Raw genomic sequence first — 14,394 nt, 5'->3', positions numbered from 1 at the left:
TTACGACATGGTACAACAACAACTGATCGGGGTAATGGGTCCTGGCTTTCGCCAGGACGACATCACCTTTGGATACTAGCGTCACTTGGTCAGCGGACAGCCGCTTTCCTTGGCCGTGAAGAACGCCTTGTCGCCCGGCACCACGGCGAGCTGCTTGTAGTAGTCCCACGGCTTCTTCGATTCCGAGGGCTTCTTGACCTCGAACAGATACATGTCGTGGACCATGCGGCCGTTCTCGAGCACTTTGCCCTTGGCGAAGGCGTCGTCGACGGGCAACTCCTTCAGCTTCTTGGCGACCGCATCGCTGTCCTTGGTGCCGGCCGCCTTCACGGCCTTCAGATAGCTCAGCGTCGCCGAATAGGTGCCGGCATGGATCATGCTCGGCATGTGACCGGTGCGCTTGAAGAAGCGCTCGCTGAAGGCGCGCGAAGCGTCGTCGTGATCCCAGTAGAACCCTTCGGTGAGGACAAGGCCCTGGGCGGCCTCGAGCCCGAGGCCGTGCACCTCCGACAGCGTCATCAGCAGGCCGGCAAGCTTCTGACCGCCCTTGACGATGCCGAATTCGGCGGCCTGCTTGATCGAGTTGGTGGTGTCGAGGCCGGCATTGGCGAGCCCGATGATCTTGGCCTTCGAGCTCTGCGCCTGCAGCAGGAAGGACGAGAAGTCCGACGAGTTGAGCGGCACACGAACCGAGCCGACCACCTTGCCGCCCTTTGAGGCGACGATGTCGCTGGTGTCCTTTTCCAGCGCATAGCCGAAGGCGTAGTCGGCGGTCAGGAAGAACCAGGTGTTGCCGCCGGCTTCCGTCAGTGCGCCGCCGGTGCCGACCGCGAGCGCACGGGTGTCATAGGCCCAATGGAAGCTGTAGGGCGTGCAGGCATCGCCGGTGATGCGGGAGGTCGCTGCGCCGACCACGATATCGATCTTCTTCTTTTCCTTTGACAGCTCCTGCACCGCGAGCGCCACCGACGAGGTGGTGAGCTCCGTGATCATGTCGACGTTCTCGACCTCGTACCAGCGCCGCGCGATCGCGGTTGCGAGGTCGGGTTTGTTCTGATGGTCGGCGGTGACGATCTCGATCTTCTGGCCCAGCACCTCGCCGCCGAAGTCCTCGACCGCCATCCGCGCCGCCTCGATCGAATATTTGCCGCCATAGTCGGCATAGACGCCGGACTGATCGTTCAGGATGCCGATCTTGACGCCCTGCGCCGATGCCGGCGCCGCAAGCATCAGACCGCAAACCGCAACCGCAGCCAAAAATCCGGACTTCATTGAATGCTCTCCCAGCAGTTTCTATCAGGAAAATCGGCGCGACATTATTTTATAACCTGGCTGCTGCCCATCGGTTTCGGCTCAGCCAATAGTATGGGCTCGTGGCAGTTGCGCATAGTCTTTGACCCGTCACCCTGAGGTGCGAGCGCAGCGAGCCTCGAAGGGCGAACGGCCACCAGCAGGGCCGTGCATCCTTCGAGACGCGCGTTCCGCGCTCCTCAGGATGACGGGGCTGGCCTCGGCGCGATAGCGCACCAATACGCCGCCTACCCCACCACAGCCGCTGGTTGCTTCGGCTTGCCCTCGTTCTTCCCTTCCGCGAGGTTGCGCACCACCATGTAGAAGATGGGGGTGAAGATCAGGCCGAACAGCGTGACGCCGAGCATGCCGAAGAACACGGCAACACCGACCGCCTGGCGCATCTCCGAGCCCGAGCCGGTCGACACCACCAGCGGCAGCACGCCGAGGATGAAGGCGAACGACGTCATCAGGATCGGCCGCAGACGCAACCGGCACGCCTCGATCACCGCCTCCAGCCGCGTCCGGCCCTCGAGCTCGATGTCACGCGCGAACTCGACGATCAGGATCGCGTTCTTGGCCGCCAACCCCACCAGCACCACGAAGCCGATCTGGGTCAGGATGTTGACGTCCTGGCCCATGATGCGCACGCCGATGGTGGCCGCGAACAGGCACATCGGCACGATCAGGATCACGGCAAAGGGCAGCGTCCAACTGCCGTATTGCGCGGCCAGCACCAGGTAGACGAACAGCACGCAGATCGGGAACACGTAGAGGCCCGCACTGGCGCCGTTGACCTGCTGGTAGGACAGGTCGGTCCACTCGTATGAGAAGCCCGACGGGAGCGTCTCGGCCGCGAGCTTCTTCATGATGTCGATCGCGGTCGCCGAGCTGGTGCCGGGCAAGGTGTCGCCCTGCAATTCGGAGGCCGGATAGAGATTGTAGCGTGCGACGCGGTCGGGACCCGAGATGTCCTTGAAGTCCACGACGCTGCCGAGCATCACCATGTCGCCGGCTGCATTGCGGGTGCGCAGTCTGGCGAGGTCGGTGGTCTCCTTGCGGAACGGCAGATCGGCCTGCGCGGTGACGTGATAGGTGCGCCCGAACAGGTTGAAGTCGTTGACATAGGTCGAGCCGAAATAGGTCTCGATCGTGTCGGTGACGTTGGCGATGGGAACGCCGAGCTTCTGCGCCTTGACGCGGTCGATATCGACGAACACCTGCGGCGTGTTGGCGGTGAAGGGCGAGAACACCGATGTCAGCCCGGGCGCCTTGCGCGCGGCCCCGACGAGTTCGTCGGTGGCCGAGGCGAGCAGTTGCGCGCCCCTGCCCTGGCGGTCCTGGATGCGCATCGTGAAGCCGCCGCCGGTGCCGATGCCGGGCACCGCGGGCGGCGGGATCACGATGATGAATGCGCCCTGGATCGAGGCGAGGCGCTTGCGCAGCTCGTTGGTGATCTTGGTCGCGGTCTCTCCCTTCTTGGCCCGCTCTTCCGGTTCGTCGAATACCGGGAACAGCGCCGCGGCGTTGCTCGCCTGGGTTCGGGTCGCGCCGGAGAAGCCGGCGAACGACGGCACGCGCACGATCCCGGGCACCTCGAGCGCAATCCGCTCGATCTCGCGCACGACTTCCGTGGTGCGCTGGAGCGATGCCGCGCCCGGCAATTGCACGGAAACGATGACATAGCCGCGGTCCTGCGCCGGGATGAAGCCTTGCGGCGTGGTGGCGAGCAGCCATCCGGCGCTGCCGATCAGCGCCACATAGACCAGTAGCATCACCACCGAGTGCCGGATCACGAAGGCCGCCGCCGCCGCATAGCCATGCGACAGCCGGTCGAACACCCGATTGAAGACGCCGGTGAAGGCCGACCAGCCGCGTGCGATCACGTTCCAGCGCGCCGGCGGCCGCTTCGCTTCATGCGGCACCAGGATCTGCGAGGCCAGCGCCGGTGACAGCGTCAGCGAACAGAAGCAGGAAATCGCGGTTGCAACCGCGATCGTGACCGCGAACTGCTGGAAGAACTGTCCCGAGATGCCGCCGAGGAAGGCGGTCGGCACGAACACCGCGCACAGCACGAGCGCGATCGAGACCAGCGCGCCGCCGACCTCCTCCATGGTCTTGAGCGCCGCATCGCGCCGGCTCAAGCCGTGCTCGAGATGCCGCTCGACATTCTCGACCACCACGATCGCGTCGTCGACCACGATGCCGACCGCGAGCACTAGGCCGAACAGCGTCAGGTTGTTGATGCCGAAGCCGAGCGCGGCCATTGCCGCGAAGGTGCCGACCAGCGACACCGGGATCGCGATGATCGGGATGACCGAGGGCCGCCAGCCCTGCAGGAACACCAGCACCACGACGACCACCAGGATCATCGCCTCATAGATGGTCTTGATCAGCTCGTGCACCGACTGGGCGATGAACTCGGTCGGGTTGTAGCCGATGTTGTAGTCGAGGCCCTTGGGGAAGCTCGTCTTGAGCTGCGCCATGGTGTCGTAGATGTGCTTGGCGGTCGCCAGCGCATTGGAGCCCGGCCGCTGCGTCACCAGCAACGCCACCGCGGACTTCTTCAGGAGGAAGCTGTTGGTGGTGTAGGCCAGCGCGCCGAGCTCGACGCGGGCGACGTCGCGCAGCCGCACCGTGCGGCCGTCGCCGCCCGCCTTGACCACGATGTCCTCGAATTGCGAGATGTCCTTGAGGCGGCCGGTGAAGGCGAGATTGGGCGAGAAGGCGCGGTCGGCGATCGGCGGCTCCGCGATCTGGCCGCCGGCGATCTGCAGGTTCTGAGCCCTGACCGCCGCGATGACGTCGCTCGAGGTCATGCCGAGATTGGCGATCTTGTCGGGATCGAGCCAAAGCCGCATCGAGTAGTCGCGGGCGCCGAACATCTGGATGTCGCCGACGCCGTCGAGCCGCAGCAGTTGGTCGCGCACCTGCAACAAGGCGTAGTTCGAGATGTAGAGCTGGTCGAACGTGTCGTCCGGCGACAGCATGAACACGACGAGCAGGATGTCGGGTGAATTCTTGCGGGTGACGACACCGTTGCGCTGCACCTCCTCGGGCAGGCGCGGCTGCGCGATCGCGACGCGGTTCTGCACCAGCACCTGGGCCTTGTCGAGATCGGTGCCGAGCTTGAAGGTGACCGTGATGGTGAGCTGGCCGTTCGAGGTCGCCTGGCTGTACATGTACAGCATGTCCTCGACGCCGTTGATCTCCTGCTCGATCGGGGCGGCGACGGTGTCGGACACGGTCTGCGCGGAGGCGCCCGGATATTGCGTGGTGACCGTGACGGTCGGCGGCACCACCTGCGGATATTCCGAGACCGGCAGGGTGGTATAGGCGATCGCGCCCACGATCAGGAGCACGATCGACAGCACCATCGCGAGGATGGGCTGGTTGATGGAAAGCCTGCCGAGATTCATGGCTTCGCACCTGCCGGGGGCTTGGCACCTGCAGAGGGCTTGGCGGCGTCAGCCGCTTTTGCGGTTTGCGGGGTCACCTTGGCGCCGACGCGGGCGCGCTGGATGCCGTCGACGATGACGCGATCTTCCGCCTTGAGACCCTCGCGGATCACCCGCAGGCCTTCATCGAGCGGCCCGAGCACGACCGGCCTTGCCTCCACCGTGTCGTCGTCCTTGACCACGAACACGATCTTGCGCGACTGGTCGGTGACGACGGCAGCATCGGGAATCAGCAACGCCTCGTAGGGCGACGAACCGATGATCCGGACGCGGCCGAACTGCCCGGGCAGGATCGAGAGATCCTTGTTCGGGATGATGGCGCGGCTCCGCAGCGTCGCAGTCGAGACGTCGAGGCGGTTGTCGAGGAAGTCCATCTTGCCCTCGTGCGAGGGCTTGGTCTCGCCGGTCAGCGCCACCTGCACCGGGTTCGGCGTGTCGCGCGAGCTCGGCCGCTTGCCTTCGAACCAGAGCTTGCTGTTGCGCTGATAGGTCGCCTCGTCGACGTCGAAATAGATGTAGATCGGATCGAGCGACACGATCGAGGTGAGCAGCGTCGCACCGCCCTCGCTGCCCTGCACGAGGTTGCCGGGGGTCACGAGATGGCGGCTGACGCGGCCGGTGATCGGCGCCAGCACGTGGGTGAATTCGATGTTGAGCTGCGCGGCCTTCAGCACGCCCTCGGCCTGGGTCTCGGCGGCGCGCGCCGCCTGCAAGGCTTGACGGCGCTGGTCGACGACTTGTTCGGAAACTGCATTGGTCTGCACCAGACTCAGCCCGCGGTCGAGCTCGCGCTTGGCAAGCTCGGCCTTGGCGCGCGCATCGGAAAGCTGCCCCTCCGCCTGCAGCGCGACCGCCTCGAACGGGCGCGGGTCGATGGTGTAGAGCAGATCACCGGCATGGACGATCGCACCATCCTTGAACTCGACGCTGTTGACGAAGCCGCCGACACGGGCGCGGACCTGAACCTCCTCCATCGCCTCGAAGCGGCCGGTGAACTCATCCCAGTCGGTGACGATGCGTTTGGCCGGCTGTGCGACCGTCACCGGCGGCGGCGGAGGCGCCGCCGCCTGCGATTGCGCCTTGTCATCGCAGCCTCCGAGCGTCAGCGCCAGCAGCAAGCCGATCGGCGCAAGCCTGCGCCGTGCCGCGCGTTGAAACAAACGGCGCTCACGGCCGGTCGCCGGAGCTGGGCGCTCCGCTCTGTCAGTCGCACTCAATTCCGTCTCCCCAAGGACTCGAACGTTGCAAATGAAATTGCTGTGATTCGACGAAAGTGGATTGCCGTGACGTCGTCGCGGCGGACGCCTCAGATGTAGCTGCTTCCCAGTCTGTTCAAGATGGCGGCCGGATCAAGCAAAATAGTGGCGTATTCTGAACGCTTTGCGACACTAGCCGAATGGGCAGGGCGTGTGGCTCAGAGACGGCTCCACATACTCGCTGTCGTCCCGGCCTTGAGCCGGGACCGATAGCCACAAATGTTCGCTGTAGTGCGGCGCTGGGGCCACAGCTCGTGGTTATGGGTCCCCGCTTTCGCAAGGGACGACGGAGATCGCCCCCGCCAGATCGGATGACACCATTCGCCGTCCCTGATGACGATCGCAATTTGGTCCGCTAACCTGCCGCCAACAGCCGCCATCAGAGGCGGCCTCTCCAGGGAGGACAGGCGCGTGCATCGAGGCCGTGTCGTATTCGGCGCCATGGACGAGGTGGTGTTCGGGCGCCCGGCCCGCGAGGCCATCGTCGAGCAGTTGGACCGGCTTGGCGCGCGGCGCGCCTTTCTGATGGTATCCGGCACGCTGCACCGCGAAACCGACGAGATCGAGAGGATCCGGAACGCGCTGGGACCGCGCTGCGTCGGCGTTTTTGACAAGATGCCGGCGCACACGCCGCGCGCCGCCGTGATCGCGGCAACCGAACAGGCGCGCGCCGCGAAGGCCGACCTCATCGTTACCGTCGGCGGCGGCTCGATCACCGACGGCGCCAAGGCGGTGCAACTTTGCCTTGCCAACAACGTCACCACGTCGGACGGCATCGACCGGATCCGCACCCGCCGCGGCGTTTCGCCGGAGATGAAGGCCCCGGCCGTGCGCCAGATCAGCGTGCCGACCACGATCGCCGGCGGCGAGTACTCCTCGATCGCCGGCGTTACCAATGAGGCCAAGCGGCAAAAGGAGATGCTGAGCCATCCGCTGGTGATGCCGCGCGCCACCATCCTCGATCCGGAACTATCGGTGCACACGCCGGATTGGCTGTTCCTCTCGACCGGCGTCCGCGCGGTCGACCATTGCGTCGAGGGGATCTGCTCGCGCGAGGCACATCCCTACGGCGATGCGCAGGCGATCAAGGGCCTCGAGATGCTGGCCCGCGGTCTGCCGCGGGTGAAGGCCAATCCGCGGGACATCGAGGCGCGGATGGATTGCCAGATCGGCACCTGGCTGTCGACCGGCCCGCTCGCCTCCGGCGTGCCGATGGGCGCGAGCCACGGCATCGGCTACGTGCTCGGCGCCGTGCACGACGTGCCGCACGGCTACACGTCCTGCGTGATGCTACCGGCCGTCATGCGCTGGAACAAGCGCGACAACGCCGACCGCCAGGCGCTGGTCGCGGCCACGATGGGTCATCCGGGCGAGGACGCCGGCGATGTGCTCGACCGCTTCATCCGCGACCTTGGCATGCCGCGCAGCCTGCGCGAGGTTCACGTCGGTCCCGAGCATTTCGACAACATCGCCGCACAGGCGATGCGAACACCCTGGGTACCGCGCAATCCGCGCAAGATCGACGGTGCGTCCCAGGTCCGCGAGATTCTGGTGATGGCCGCCTAACGCTAGCGCGTTTTCGAGCAAGCTGGAGTGACGAGAACGCGTCAGAATGTAGAGCACGACGGGGGATTGGGAGTTCGATGTACACCGGCAAGCACGCTTACCTGCGCCCGCTGCAACCCGCCTTCATCATGGCCGGGACCGGCGAGACCGTCACCTATCGCGAGCTGGAGGCGCGCAGCAACCGGCTCGCGCACCTGTTCCGCAACCGCGGCTTGAGGCGGCTCGACCACTACTCGATCTTCATGGAGAACAACAACCGCTACCTCGAGGCCTGCGGCGCGGGAGAACGCTCCGGCCTCTACTTCACCTGCGTCAATTCCTTCCTCACCGCGGGTGAGCTCGCCTACATCCTCACCAACAGCCAGTCGCGCATCCTGATCACCTCGAAGCTGAAGCTCGAGGTCGCGCGCGAGGCGCTGAAGGAATGTCCGCAGCTCGAGCTCTGCATCGTCGTCGATGGCGAAAGCGAAAGCGAGCGCATCGTCGGCTTGCAGGAGGCCACGGCCGGCCTGCCGATCACGCCGATCGCGGACGAATATGCGGGAACGGCGATGCTCTATTCCTCCGGCACAACGGGCCGGCCGAAGGGCATCCTGCGGCCGCTGCCGGAGCAGCCGCCGTCAGAGAACCTGCCGCTGTTCGATTTCCTGATCAAGCTCTGGCACTACCGCGAAGGCATGGTCTACCTGTCGCCGGCGCCGCTCTATCATTCGGCGCCGCAGGCGGCGGTCAATCTCACCATCCGCATGGGCGGCACCGCCGTCATCATGGAGAGCTTCGATCCCGAGCGCTACCTCGCGCTGATCGAAAAATGGGGCATCACCCACAGCCAGCTCGTGCCGACCATGTTCTCGCGGATGCTGAAACTGCCGGAGGAGGTCCGCAGCCGCTACGATCTGTCATCGCTGGAGGTTGCGATCCATGCCGCCGCGCCTTGCCCGGCGCTGGTGAAGGACGACATGATCAAATGGTGGGGCCCGATCATCCACGAATATTACGGCGCGACCGAGGGGCTCGGCTTCACCGCGTGCAACAGCGAGGAGTGGCTCGCGCATCGCGGCACCGTCGGCAAGGTGCTGCTCGGCGACCTGCACATCCTCGACGAGAACATGCAGCCCTGCCCGAAGGGCACCGCCGGCACGGTGTGGTTCAAGACCGCAACGCCGTTCGAATATTTCAACGATCCCGCCAAGACCAGCGAGGCACGGTCGGCGGACGGCAGCATGAGCACGGTCGGTGACGTCGGCTATGTCGACGATGACAACTTCCTTTATCTCACCGACCGCGCCACCTTCATGATCATCTCGGGCGGGGTGAACATCTATCCGCAGGAGTGTGAGAACCTCTTGATCACCCATCCCAAGGTCGCCGACGCCGCCGTGTTCGGCGTACCCAATGTCGACCTCGGCGAAGAGGTGAAGGCGGTAGTGCAGCCGATCGAGGGCATTACGCCCGGACCAGACTTGGCGGAGGAGCTGATCGCATTCTGCGCCCAATCGCTGTCGCGGCAGAAGGTGCCGCGCTCAGTCGATTTCGAGGCCGAGCTGCCGCGGCTGCCGACCGGCAAGCTGTACAAGCGCCTGCTGCGCGACCGCTATTGGGGCAACAAGACCTCGCGGATCGTGTGACCAAGGGGGCGCGGCGGAGCCAACCGATGCGATCGGGCAGAAGGCGGCGCGCAACGGACTCGCCCCTCGCGCGGATTTCGGGCTATGCTCTGCAATCGCAAGCCAGCTTCGCCGGAGGCCGCCATGCCGTCGCCCCAGCCGCGCGAGCCGGAGCCGTTACAGGCCGGAAGGCTCGAATTCACCGCCGCCGAGATCGGCGCGCTCGCCCACCTCTATCGCGGCGAGGTCTACCGCAGCACGGTGTGGCGCACCCGCCTCGACAGCTCGACCAACTGGGCCGTGGTCACCACCGGGATCGCGCTGTCGGCGACCTACAGCAGCACGGAAGCATCGCCGCTGCCGATGGTGCTGGTCGGCCTGCTCGTCACCGTCTTCCTGCTGTTCGAGGCGCGCCGCTACCGCTACTTCAACGTCTGGCGCGCCCGCGCGCGGCTGCTCGAAACCGATTTCTATGCGCCGATGATCCGGGGCGAAGGTCCCTCGCCGAACTCGGGCTGGACCGAGTTGCTGGCCAACGATTACCGCAACCCCAGCTACCACATCAGCTATATCAGAGCGATCGGACGGCGACTGCGACGGACCTACGGCTGGATCTTCGCGATCCAGGCCATTGCCTATTACGGCAAGCTGGCGATCCACCCCTCGCCGCTCACCGCGATGAGCGAGATCTGGGATCGCGCCGCGATCGGCCCGATTCCCGGACCTGTCGTCGTGCTGGCCGGCGTCGCGTTCCATTCGAGCTGGGCGCTGTTCGCATTCATCACCCATCGCATCGAGATCGCCGACCGTCGCACGCGGCACGGATTGATCGCGCTGGGGTGAGACGCCGGGCTGCGTTTCGCCGGAGGCAGTGCAGGCCGCAACCCACCAAGCTCGCTGCAAACCAGACCCGACCGGCGCGCGCATTGTCGGGCCCCGGCCTTTCCCCTAGGCTCGCCATAACAACAAAAGGGAGGATGTGCCGATGGATGTGATCCCTCTGGAGGCCGGCTTCGGCGCCGAACTGCGCGGCGTCACGCTTGCCGATGTCGCAAGCAGCGATACCGCCTATGCGGCGGTGCGCGCGGCGTTCGAGGAACATTCGGTGCTGGTGTTCCGCGGCCAGGAGGTCGATGACGAGATCCAGCTTGCGTTCTCGCGCCGCTTCGGCCCGCCCGAGGTGACCAAGGTCGGCTCGATGGGCACCGGCTCGCATTTCGTGATCCTCTCGACTTTCGGCCCCGACGGCAACGTGGTGCCGGCGGATCACCGGCAACAATTGCGCGCCAAAGCCAACCAGCTCTGGCACACCGATTCTTCCTTCAAGCGCGTGCCGGCGCTGACCTCGATCCTCTCGGCGCGCATCATTCCCGAGCATGGCGGCGAGACCGAATTCGTCTCCACGCGCCTGGCCTTCGAGCGGCTCGACAAGGATCTCGCCAAGCGGCTGGAAAACTCGTTCGCCTGGCACTCCTATGCGCATTCGCGCGGCAAGGTCGCCGCGGGCCTCGCAACATCCGAGGAGGTCGATGCGCTGCCGCCGGTGTGCTGGCGCATGGTCTGGCGCAATCCCGTCAATGGCCGCGGCGCACTCTATCTCGCCTCCCATGCCTATGGCGTCGAGGGCATGGATGCCGAAGCCGGCAAGGCGCTGATCGAGCAATTGACCGAAGCCGCGACGGCGCCCGGCGTCAGCTATCTGCATCAATGGAAGCAAGGCGACGTCGTGATGTGGGACAACCGCGCCACCATGCATCGCGGCCGCCCATGGCCGGCGCATGAGGGCCGCCTGATGATCCGCACCACGATCTCGGCAACCGATGCCGACGGCGTGCCCGCTATGCGCCTGCCGACGTCGCAGGCGGCGGAGTGAGGACAAGAATGAGATTGATGACGGTACCGTGACCGGTGTTGAAGATTCAGCTCGGCGACAAACTGTCGCTGATCGCATGCGACATCATTCAATGCGCAGCGATGCCTTGCGCAGGAACCGAAAGGAAATTCACCGCTGCATGGCCAAACAAGCCGCAAACGCGGTGCGTCGGCGCCAGTATTCCCGGTCCATGGAAATTTTAATGTCAGGGCGTCATCCGAATTGCCAATTCCCACACGTCCCTCGCCGGTTGCCCGACAGCCTCACCATGGTATCGTCAATGCCAATCGGCCATTGAGACCGAAATTTGTGGAGGGGACCATGCGGAGCGTGCAAGCGCTGGCCGTCGCGGTGTTGTCTGTTCTGGCGATCAGCGGCGTGTCACATGCCGGCGAGCCGAAATCGGGCGGCATTCTCAGGATCTATCACCGCGACAGCCCCGGCAGCGCCTCGATCCACGAGGGCGCAACCTATTCGGTCAACGTGCCGTTCATGCCGATCTTCAGCAATCTCGTCATCTTCGATCAGCACATCGCCCAGAACAGCGTCGACACCATCCGGCCCGAGCTCGCGGAAAGCTGGGCCTGGAGCAGCGACAACAAGACGCTGACCTTCAAGCTGCGCAAGGACGTGAAGTGGCACGACGGCAAGCCGTTCACCTCGGCCGACGTCAAATGCACCTTCGACATGCTGATGGGCAAATCGCCGCACAAGTTCCGGCAGAACCCGCGCAAGGCCTGGTACGAGCAGGTCAACGACGTCAGCACCAACGGCGACTATGAGGCCTCGTTCAACCTGAAGCGGCCGCAGCCGGCGCTGCTGTCGCTGCTCGCCTCCGGCTACACGCCGATCTATCCCTGCCACGTCTCTCCGGCGGAGATGCGCACAAAGCCGATCGGAACCGGGCCGTTCAAGTTCGTCGAGTTCAAGGCCAACGAGTCGATCAAGCTCGTCAAGAACCCCGATTACTTCAAGAAGGGTCTGCCCTATCTCGACGGCATCGAGTTCACCATCATCCCGAACCGCTCGACCGCGATCCTGGGCTTCGTCTCCGGCAAGTTCGACATGACGTTCCCGACCGAGGTGTCGATCCCGCTGCTCAAGGACGTCAAGTCGCAGGCGCCGAATGCGGTGTGTGTGGTGGAACCGAACAACGTCTCCACCAACATCATCGTCAATTCCAGCGCGCCGCCGTTCGACAATATCGACGTCCGCCGCGCGCTGGCGCTGGCGCTCGACCGCAAGGCCTTCATCCAGATCATGTTCGAGGGCCAGGGCGACATCGGCGGCACCATGGAGCCGGCCCCGGCCGGGCTGTGGGCGATGCCGAAGGAGATGCTGGAGTCGATCCCCGGCTACGGCCCCGACATCGAGAAGAATCGCGAGGAAGCGCGCAAGCTGATGCAGAAGGCGGGCTATGGCCCGGACAAGCACCTGCAGATCAAGGTGTCGACGCGCAACATCGCGGTCTATCGCGATCCGGCCATCATTCTGATCGACCAGCTCAAGAGCATCTATATCGATGCCGAGCTCGACGTCGTCGACACCGCGCAGTGGTTCCCGAAGGTCGCGCGCAAGGATTACACGCTCGGACTCAACCTGACCGGCAATGCCGTCGACGATCCCGATCAATCCTTCTACGAGAACTACGCCTGCGGCTCGGAGCGGAACTACACCAACTACTGCAACAAGGACATCGAGAAGCTGTTCGACCAGCAGTCGGCCGAGACCGACATCAACAAGCGCAAGAAGCTGGTCTGGGAAATCGACAAGAAGCTGCAGGAGGACGTCGCGCGTCCGATCATCTTCCACGCGCGCACCGGCACCTGCTGGCAGCCTTATGTGAAGAACATCACGGTCATGTCCAACAGCTCCTATAACGGCTATCGTTACGAAGACGTCTGGCTCGACAAGTGAGGCAAAGCACAGGCGAGATGAGAATTGGTCGGCCCGGCGTGCGACGTGTTGCACCTCTCCCATCGGGAGAGGTCGCGCCGAAGGCGCGGGCGAGGCGTTACGCTCGACGGTGGAAGCTGCGGTCCCTCACCCGGCGCTTTGCGCCGACCTCTCCCCGCTCGCAGCGGCAATCTCATATGAGATTCGAGTCGCAACGGCATCGGCAGTCGGCTCCCTCTCCCGCTTGCGGGGGAGGGTTGGGGTGGGGGCTCTCTCCGCGAGTCGTCTCGTGGAAAGAGCCCCCACCCGCCGCGCGCTGCGCACGCGTCGGCCTCCCCCGCAAGCGGGAGAGGCGAAGGGAGCCCGCGGACAACCTCCGCAGACGCCATATGCGATTGCCCTGCCGCCGCTGGGGAGATGTGGAGACCTCGTCCGTGTCAATTCAAGCAAACGTCATCTTGTAACGCGTCGGCAACTAAAGGAGAGATCCAAGGGTGTTTGCCTATATCGTCCGGCGCCTGTTCCTGATGCTCGTGACCCTGTTCGGGATCTCGGTGATCATCTTCGTGCTGCTGCGGGTGGTGCCCGGCAATATCGTCGACATCCTGTTCGACGCCGCGGGCTTCGTTGATCCCGCCGACAAGGCCAATATCGAGCACGAGCTCGGGCTGAGCCAGCCGATCGTGATCCAATATCTGCACTGGATCGGCGGCCTGCTGCATGGCGACCTCGGCTATTCCTATGTCTCGGAGAAGCCGGCGCTTGAGGAGATCCTGCCCCGGATTCCGATCACGGCGCGGCTCGCAGGGCTGGCGCTGCTGTTCTCCGCCGCGATCGGCATTCCGCTCGGCGTGATCAGCGCCGTACATCAGGGTTCTCGGCTCGACTACACCTTGCGCGTCGTCAGCCTGAGCGGCCTGTCACTGCCGGCGTTCTGGCTCGGTCTGTTGATCCTGATGGCCTCGGTCTCGATGTTCGGCACCATGCCGATCTTCAATCCGAACCCGAGGACCTGGGTCGAGGCGTTCACCATCTATGCCGTACCGGCGATGGCGGTCGGCTTCCGCAGCGCGGCGCTGACCATGCGCATCACCCGCTCCTCGATGCTGGAGATCCTGCGCCAGGACTACATCCGCACTGCCCGCGCCAAGGGTGCGTCGGAAGCCTCCGTCAACTACCATCACGCGCTGAAGAACGCGGTGCTGCCGGTCATCACCGTGATCGGCATCGAGGCCGCGTTCCTGATCGGCGGCCTGATCGTCACCGAGACCGTGTTCAACATCCCCGGCATCGCCCGCTTCCTGGTCGAGGCGCTGCGCTGGCGGGATTATCCGATCGTGCAGAACCTGGTGATGCTGATCGCCGTCGTCGTCGTGATGGTGAATTTCATCGTCGACATGCTCTATGCGGCGATCGACCCGCGCATCCGGTTCGGAGACTAGCATGAT

Annotated in this window: 9 protein-coding genes; 6 read left to right on the top strand and 3 right to left on the bottom strand. The window is 64.8% G+C overall.

All coding sequences use genetic code 11. From position 1 onward, the window contains the following. Positions 1-81: 81 nt before the first annotated feature. From P6U30_RS03080 to P6U30_RS03070, 3 genes are all read right to left on the bottom strand, one after another. Positions 82-1,272, bottom strand: a complete 1,191-nt coding sequence (locus tag P6U30_RS03080; protein ID WP_407168078.1) for an ABC transporter substrate-binding protein — start codon at positions 1,270-1,272, stop codon at positions 82-84. A 266-nt stretch (positions 1,273-1,538) separates the two neighbouring features. Continuing rightward, complete coding sequence (locus tag P6U30_RS03075; RefSeq protein WP_407168077.1) at positions 1,539-4,709, bottom strand: efflux RND transporter permease subunit; 3,171 nt, start codon at positions 4,707-4,709, stop codon at positions 1,539-1,541. Beyond that, the gene (locus P6U30_RS03070; RefSeq protein ID WP_407170669.1) at positions 4,706-5,908 is read right to left on the bottom strand and encodes an efflux RND transporter periplasmic adaptor subunit; all 1,203 of its coding nucleotides are present in this window, start codon (positions 5,906-5,908) and stop codon (positions 4,706-4,708) included. The genes P6U30_RS03075 and P6U30_RS03070 overlap by 4 nt, the downstream gene beginning before the upstream one ends. Positions 5,909-6,415: 507 nt before the next feature. Here P6U30_RS03070 and P6U30_RS03065 point away from each other — a divergent pair. From P6U30_RS03065 to P6U30_RS03040, 6 genes are all read left to right on the top strand, one after another. After that, on the top strand, positions 6,416-7,570 hold the full coding sequence (locus P6U30_RS03065) for an iron-containing alcohol dehydrogenase (RefSeq protein ID WP_407168076.1): 1,155 nt from the start codon (positions 6,416-6,418) through the stop codon (positions 7,568-7,570). Positions 7,571-7,647: 77 nt separating this feature from the next. After that, positions 7,648-9,198 carry an AMP-binding protein gene (locus P6U30_RS03060; protein WP_407168075.1) on the top strand — a complete coding sequence of 517 codons (1,551 nt, stop codon included), beginning with the start codon at positions 7,648-7,650 and terminating at the stop codon, positions 9,196-9,198. A gap of 123 nt (positions 9,199-9,321) precedes the next feature. Continuing rightward, entirely contained in the window at positions 9,322-10,020 is a 699-nt protein-coding gene (locus P6U30_RS03055) for a DUF2270 domain-containing protein (RefSeq protein WP_407168074.1), read from the top strand. Positions 10,021-10,162: 142 nt separating this feature from the next. Next, the gene (locus tag P6U30_RS03050) at positions 10,163-11,050 is read left to right on the top strand and encodes a TauD/TfdA dioxygenase family protein (protein ID WP_407168073.1); all 888 of its coding nucleotides are present in this window, start codon (positions 10,163-10,165) and stop codon (positions 11,048-11,050) included. Between the two features lie 321 nt (positions 11,051-11,371). Next, entirely contained in the window at positions 11,372-12,967 is a 1,596-nt protein-coding gene (locus P6U30_RS03045) for an ABC transporter substrate-binding protein (RefSeq protein ID WP_407168072.1), read from the top strand. 473 nt (positions 12,968-13,440) lie between these two features. Continuing rightward, positions 13,441-14,388 carry an ABC transporter permease gene (locus tag P6U30_RS03040; protein WP_407149929.1) on the top strand — a complete coding sequence of 316 codons (948 nt, stop codon included), beginning with the start codon at positions 13,441-13,443 and terminating at the stop codon, positions 14,386-14,388. Positions 14,389-14,394: the final 6 nt, after the last annotated feature.

The sequence above is a fragment of the Bradyrhizobium sp. ORS 111 genome, from assembly GCF_045571485.1.
GTDB lineage: Bacteria > Pseudomonadota > Alphaproteobacteria > Rhizobiales > Xanthobacteraceae > Bradyrhizobium.
The sequence above is the reverse complement of the archived record's forward strand: the minus strand, read 5'-3'. Positions and strand labels throughout refer to the sequence as shown.

Excerpts from the sequence above, each read along its gene's own strand:
- P6U30_RS03055 (WP_407168074.1), top strand. The coding sequence starts at position 9,322 with ATGCCGTCGCCCCAGCCGCGCGAGCCGGAGCCGTTACAGGCCGGAAGG.
- P6U30_RS03080 (WP_407168078.1), bottom strand. The coding sequence starts at position 1,272 with ATGAAGTCCGGATTTTTGGCTGCGGTTGCGGTTTGCGGTCTGATGCTT.
- P6U30_RS03045 (WP_407168072.1), top strand. The coding sequence starts at position 11,372 with ATGCGGAGCGTGCAAGCGCTGGCCGTCGCGGTGTTGTCTGTTCTGGCG.
- P6U30_RS03060 (WP_407168075.1), top strand. The coding sequence starts at position 7,648 with ATGTACACCGGCAAGCACGCTTACCTGCGCCCGCTGCAACCCGCCTTC.
- P6U30_RS03075 (WP_407168077.1), bottom strand. The coding sequence starts at position 4,709 with ATGAATCTCGGCAGGCTTTCCATCAACCAGCCCATCCTCGCGATGGTG.
- P6U30_RS03050 (WP_407168073.1), top strand. The coding sequence starts at position 10,163 with ATGGATGTGATCCCTCTGGAGGCCGGCTTCGGCGCCGAACTGCGCGGC.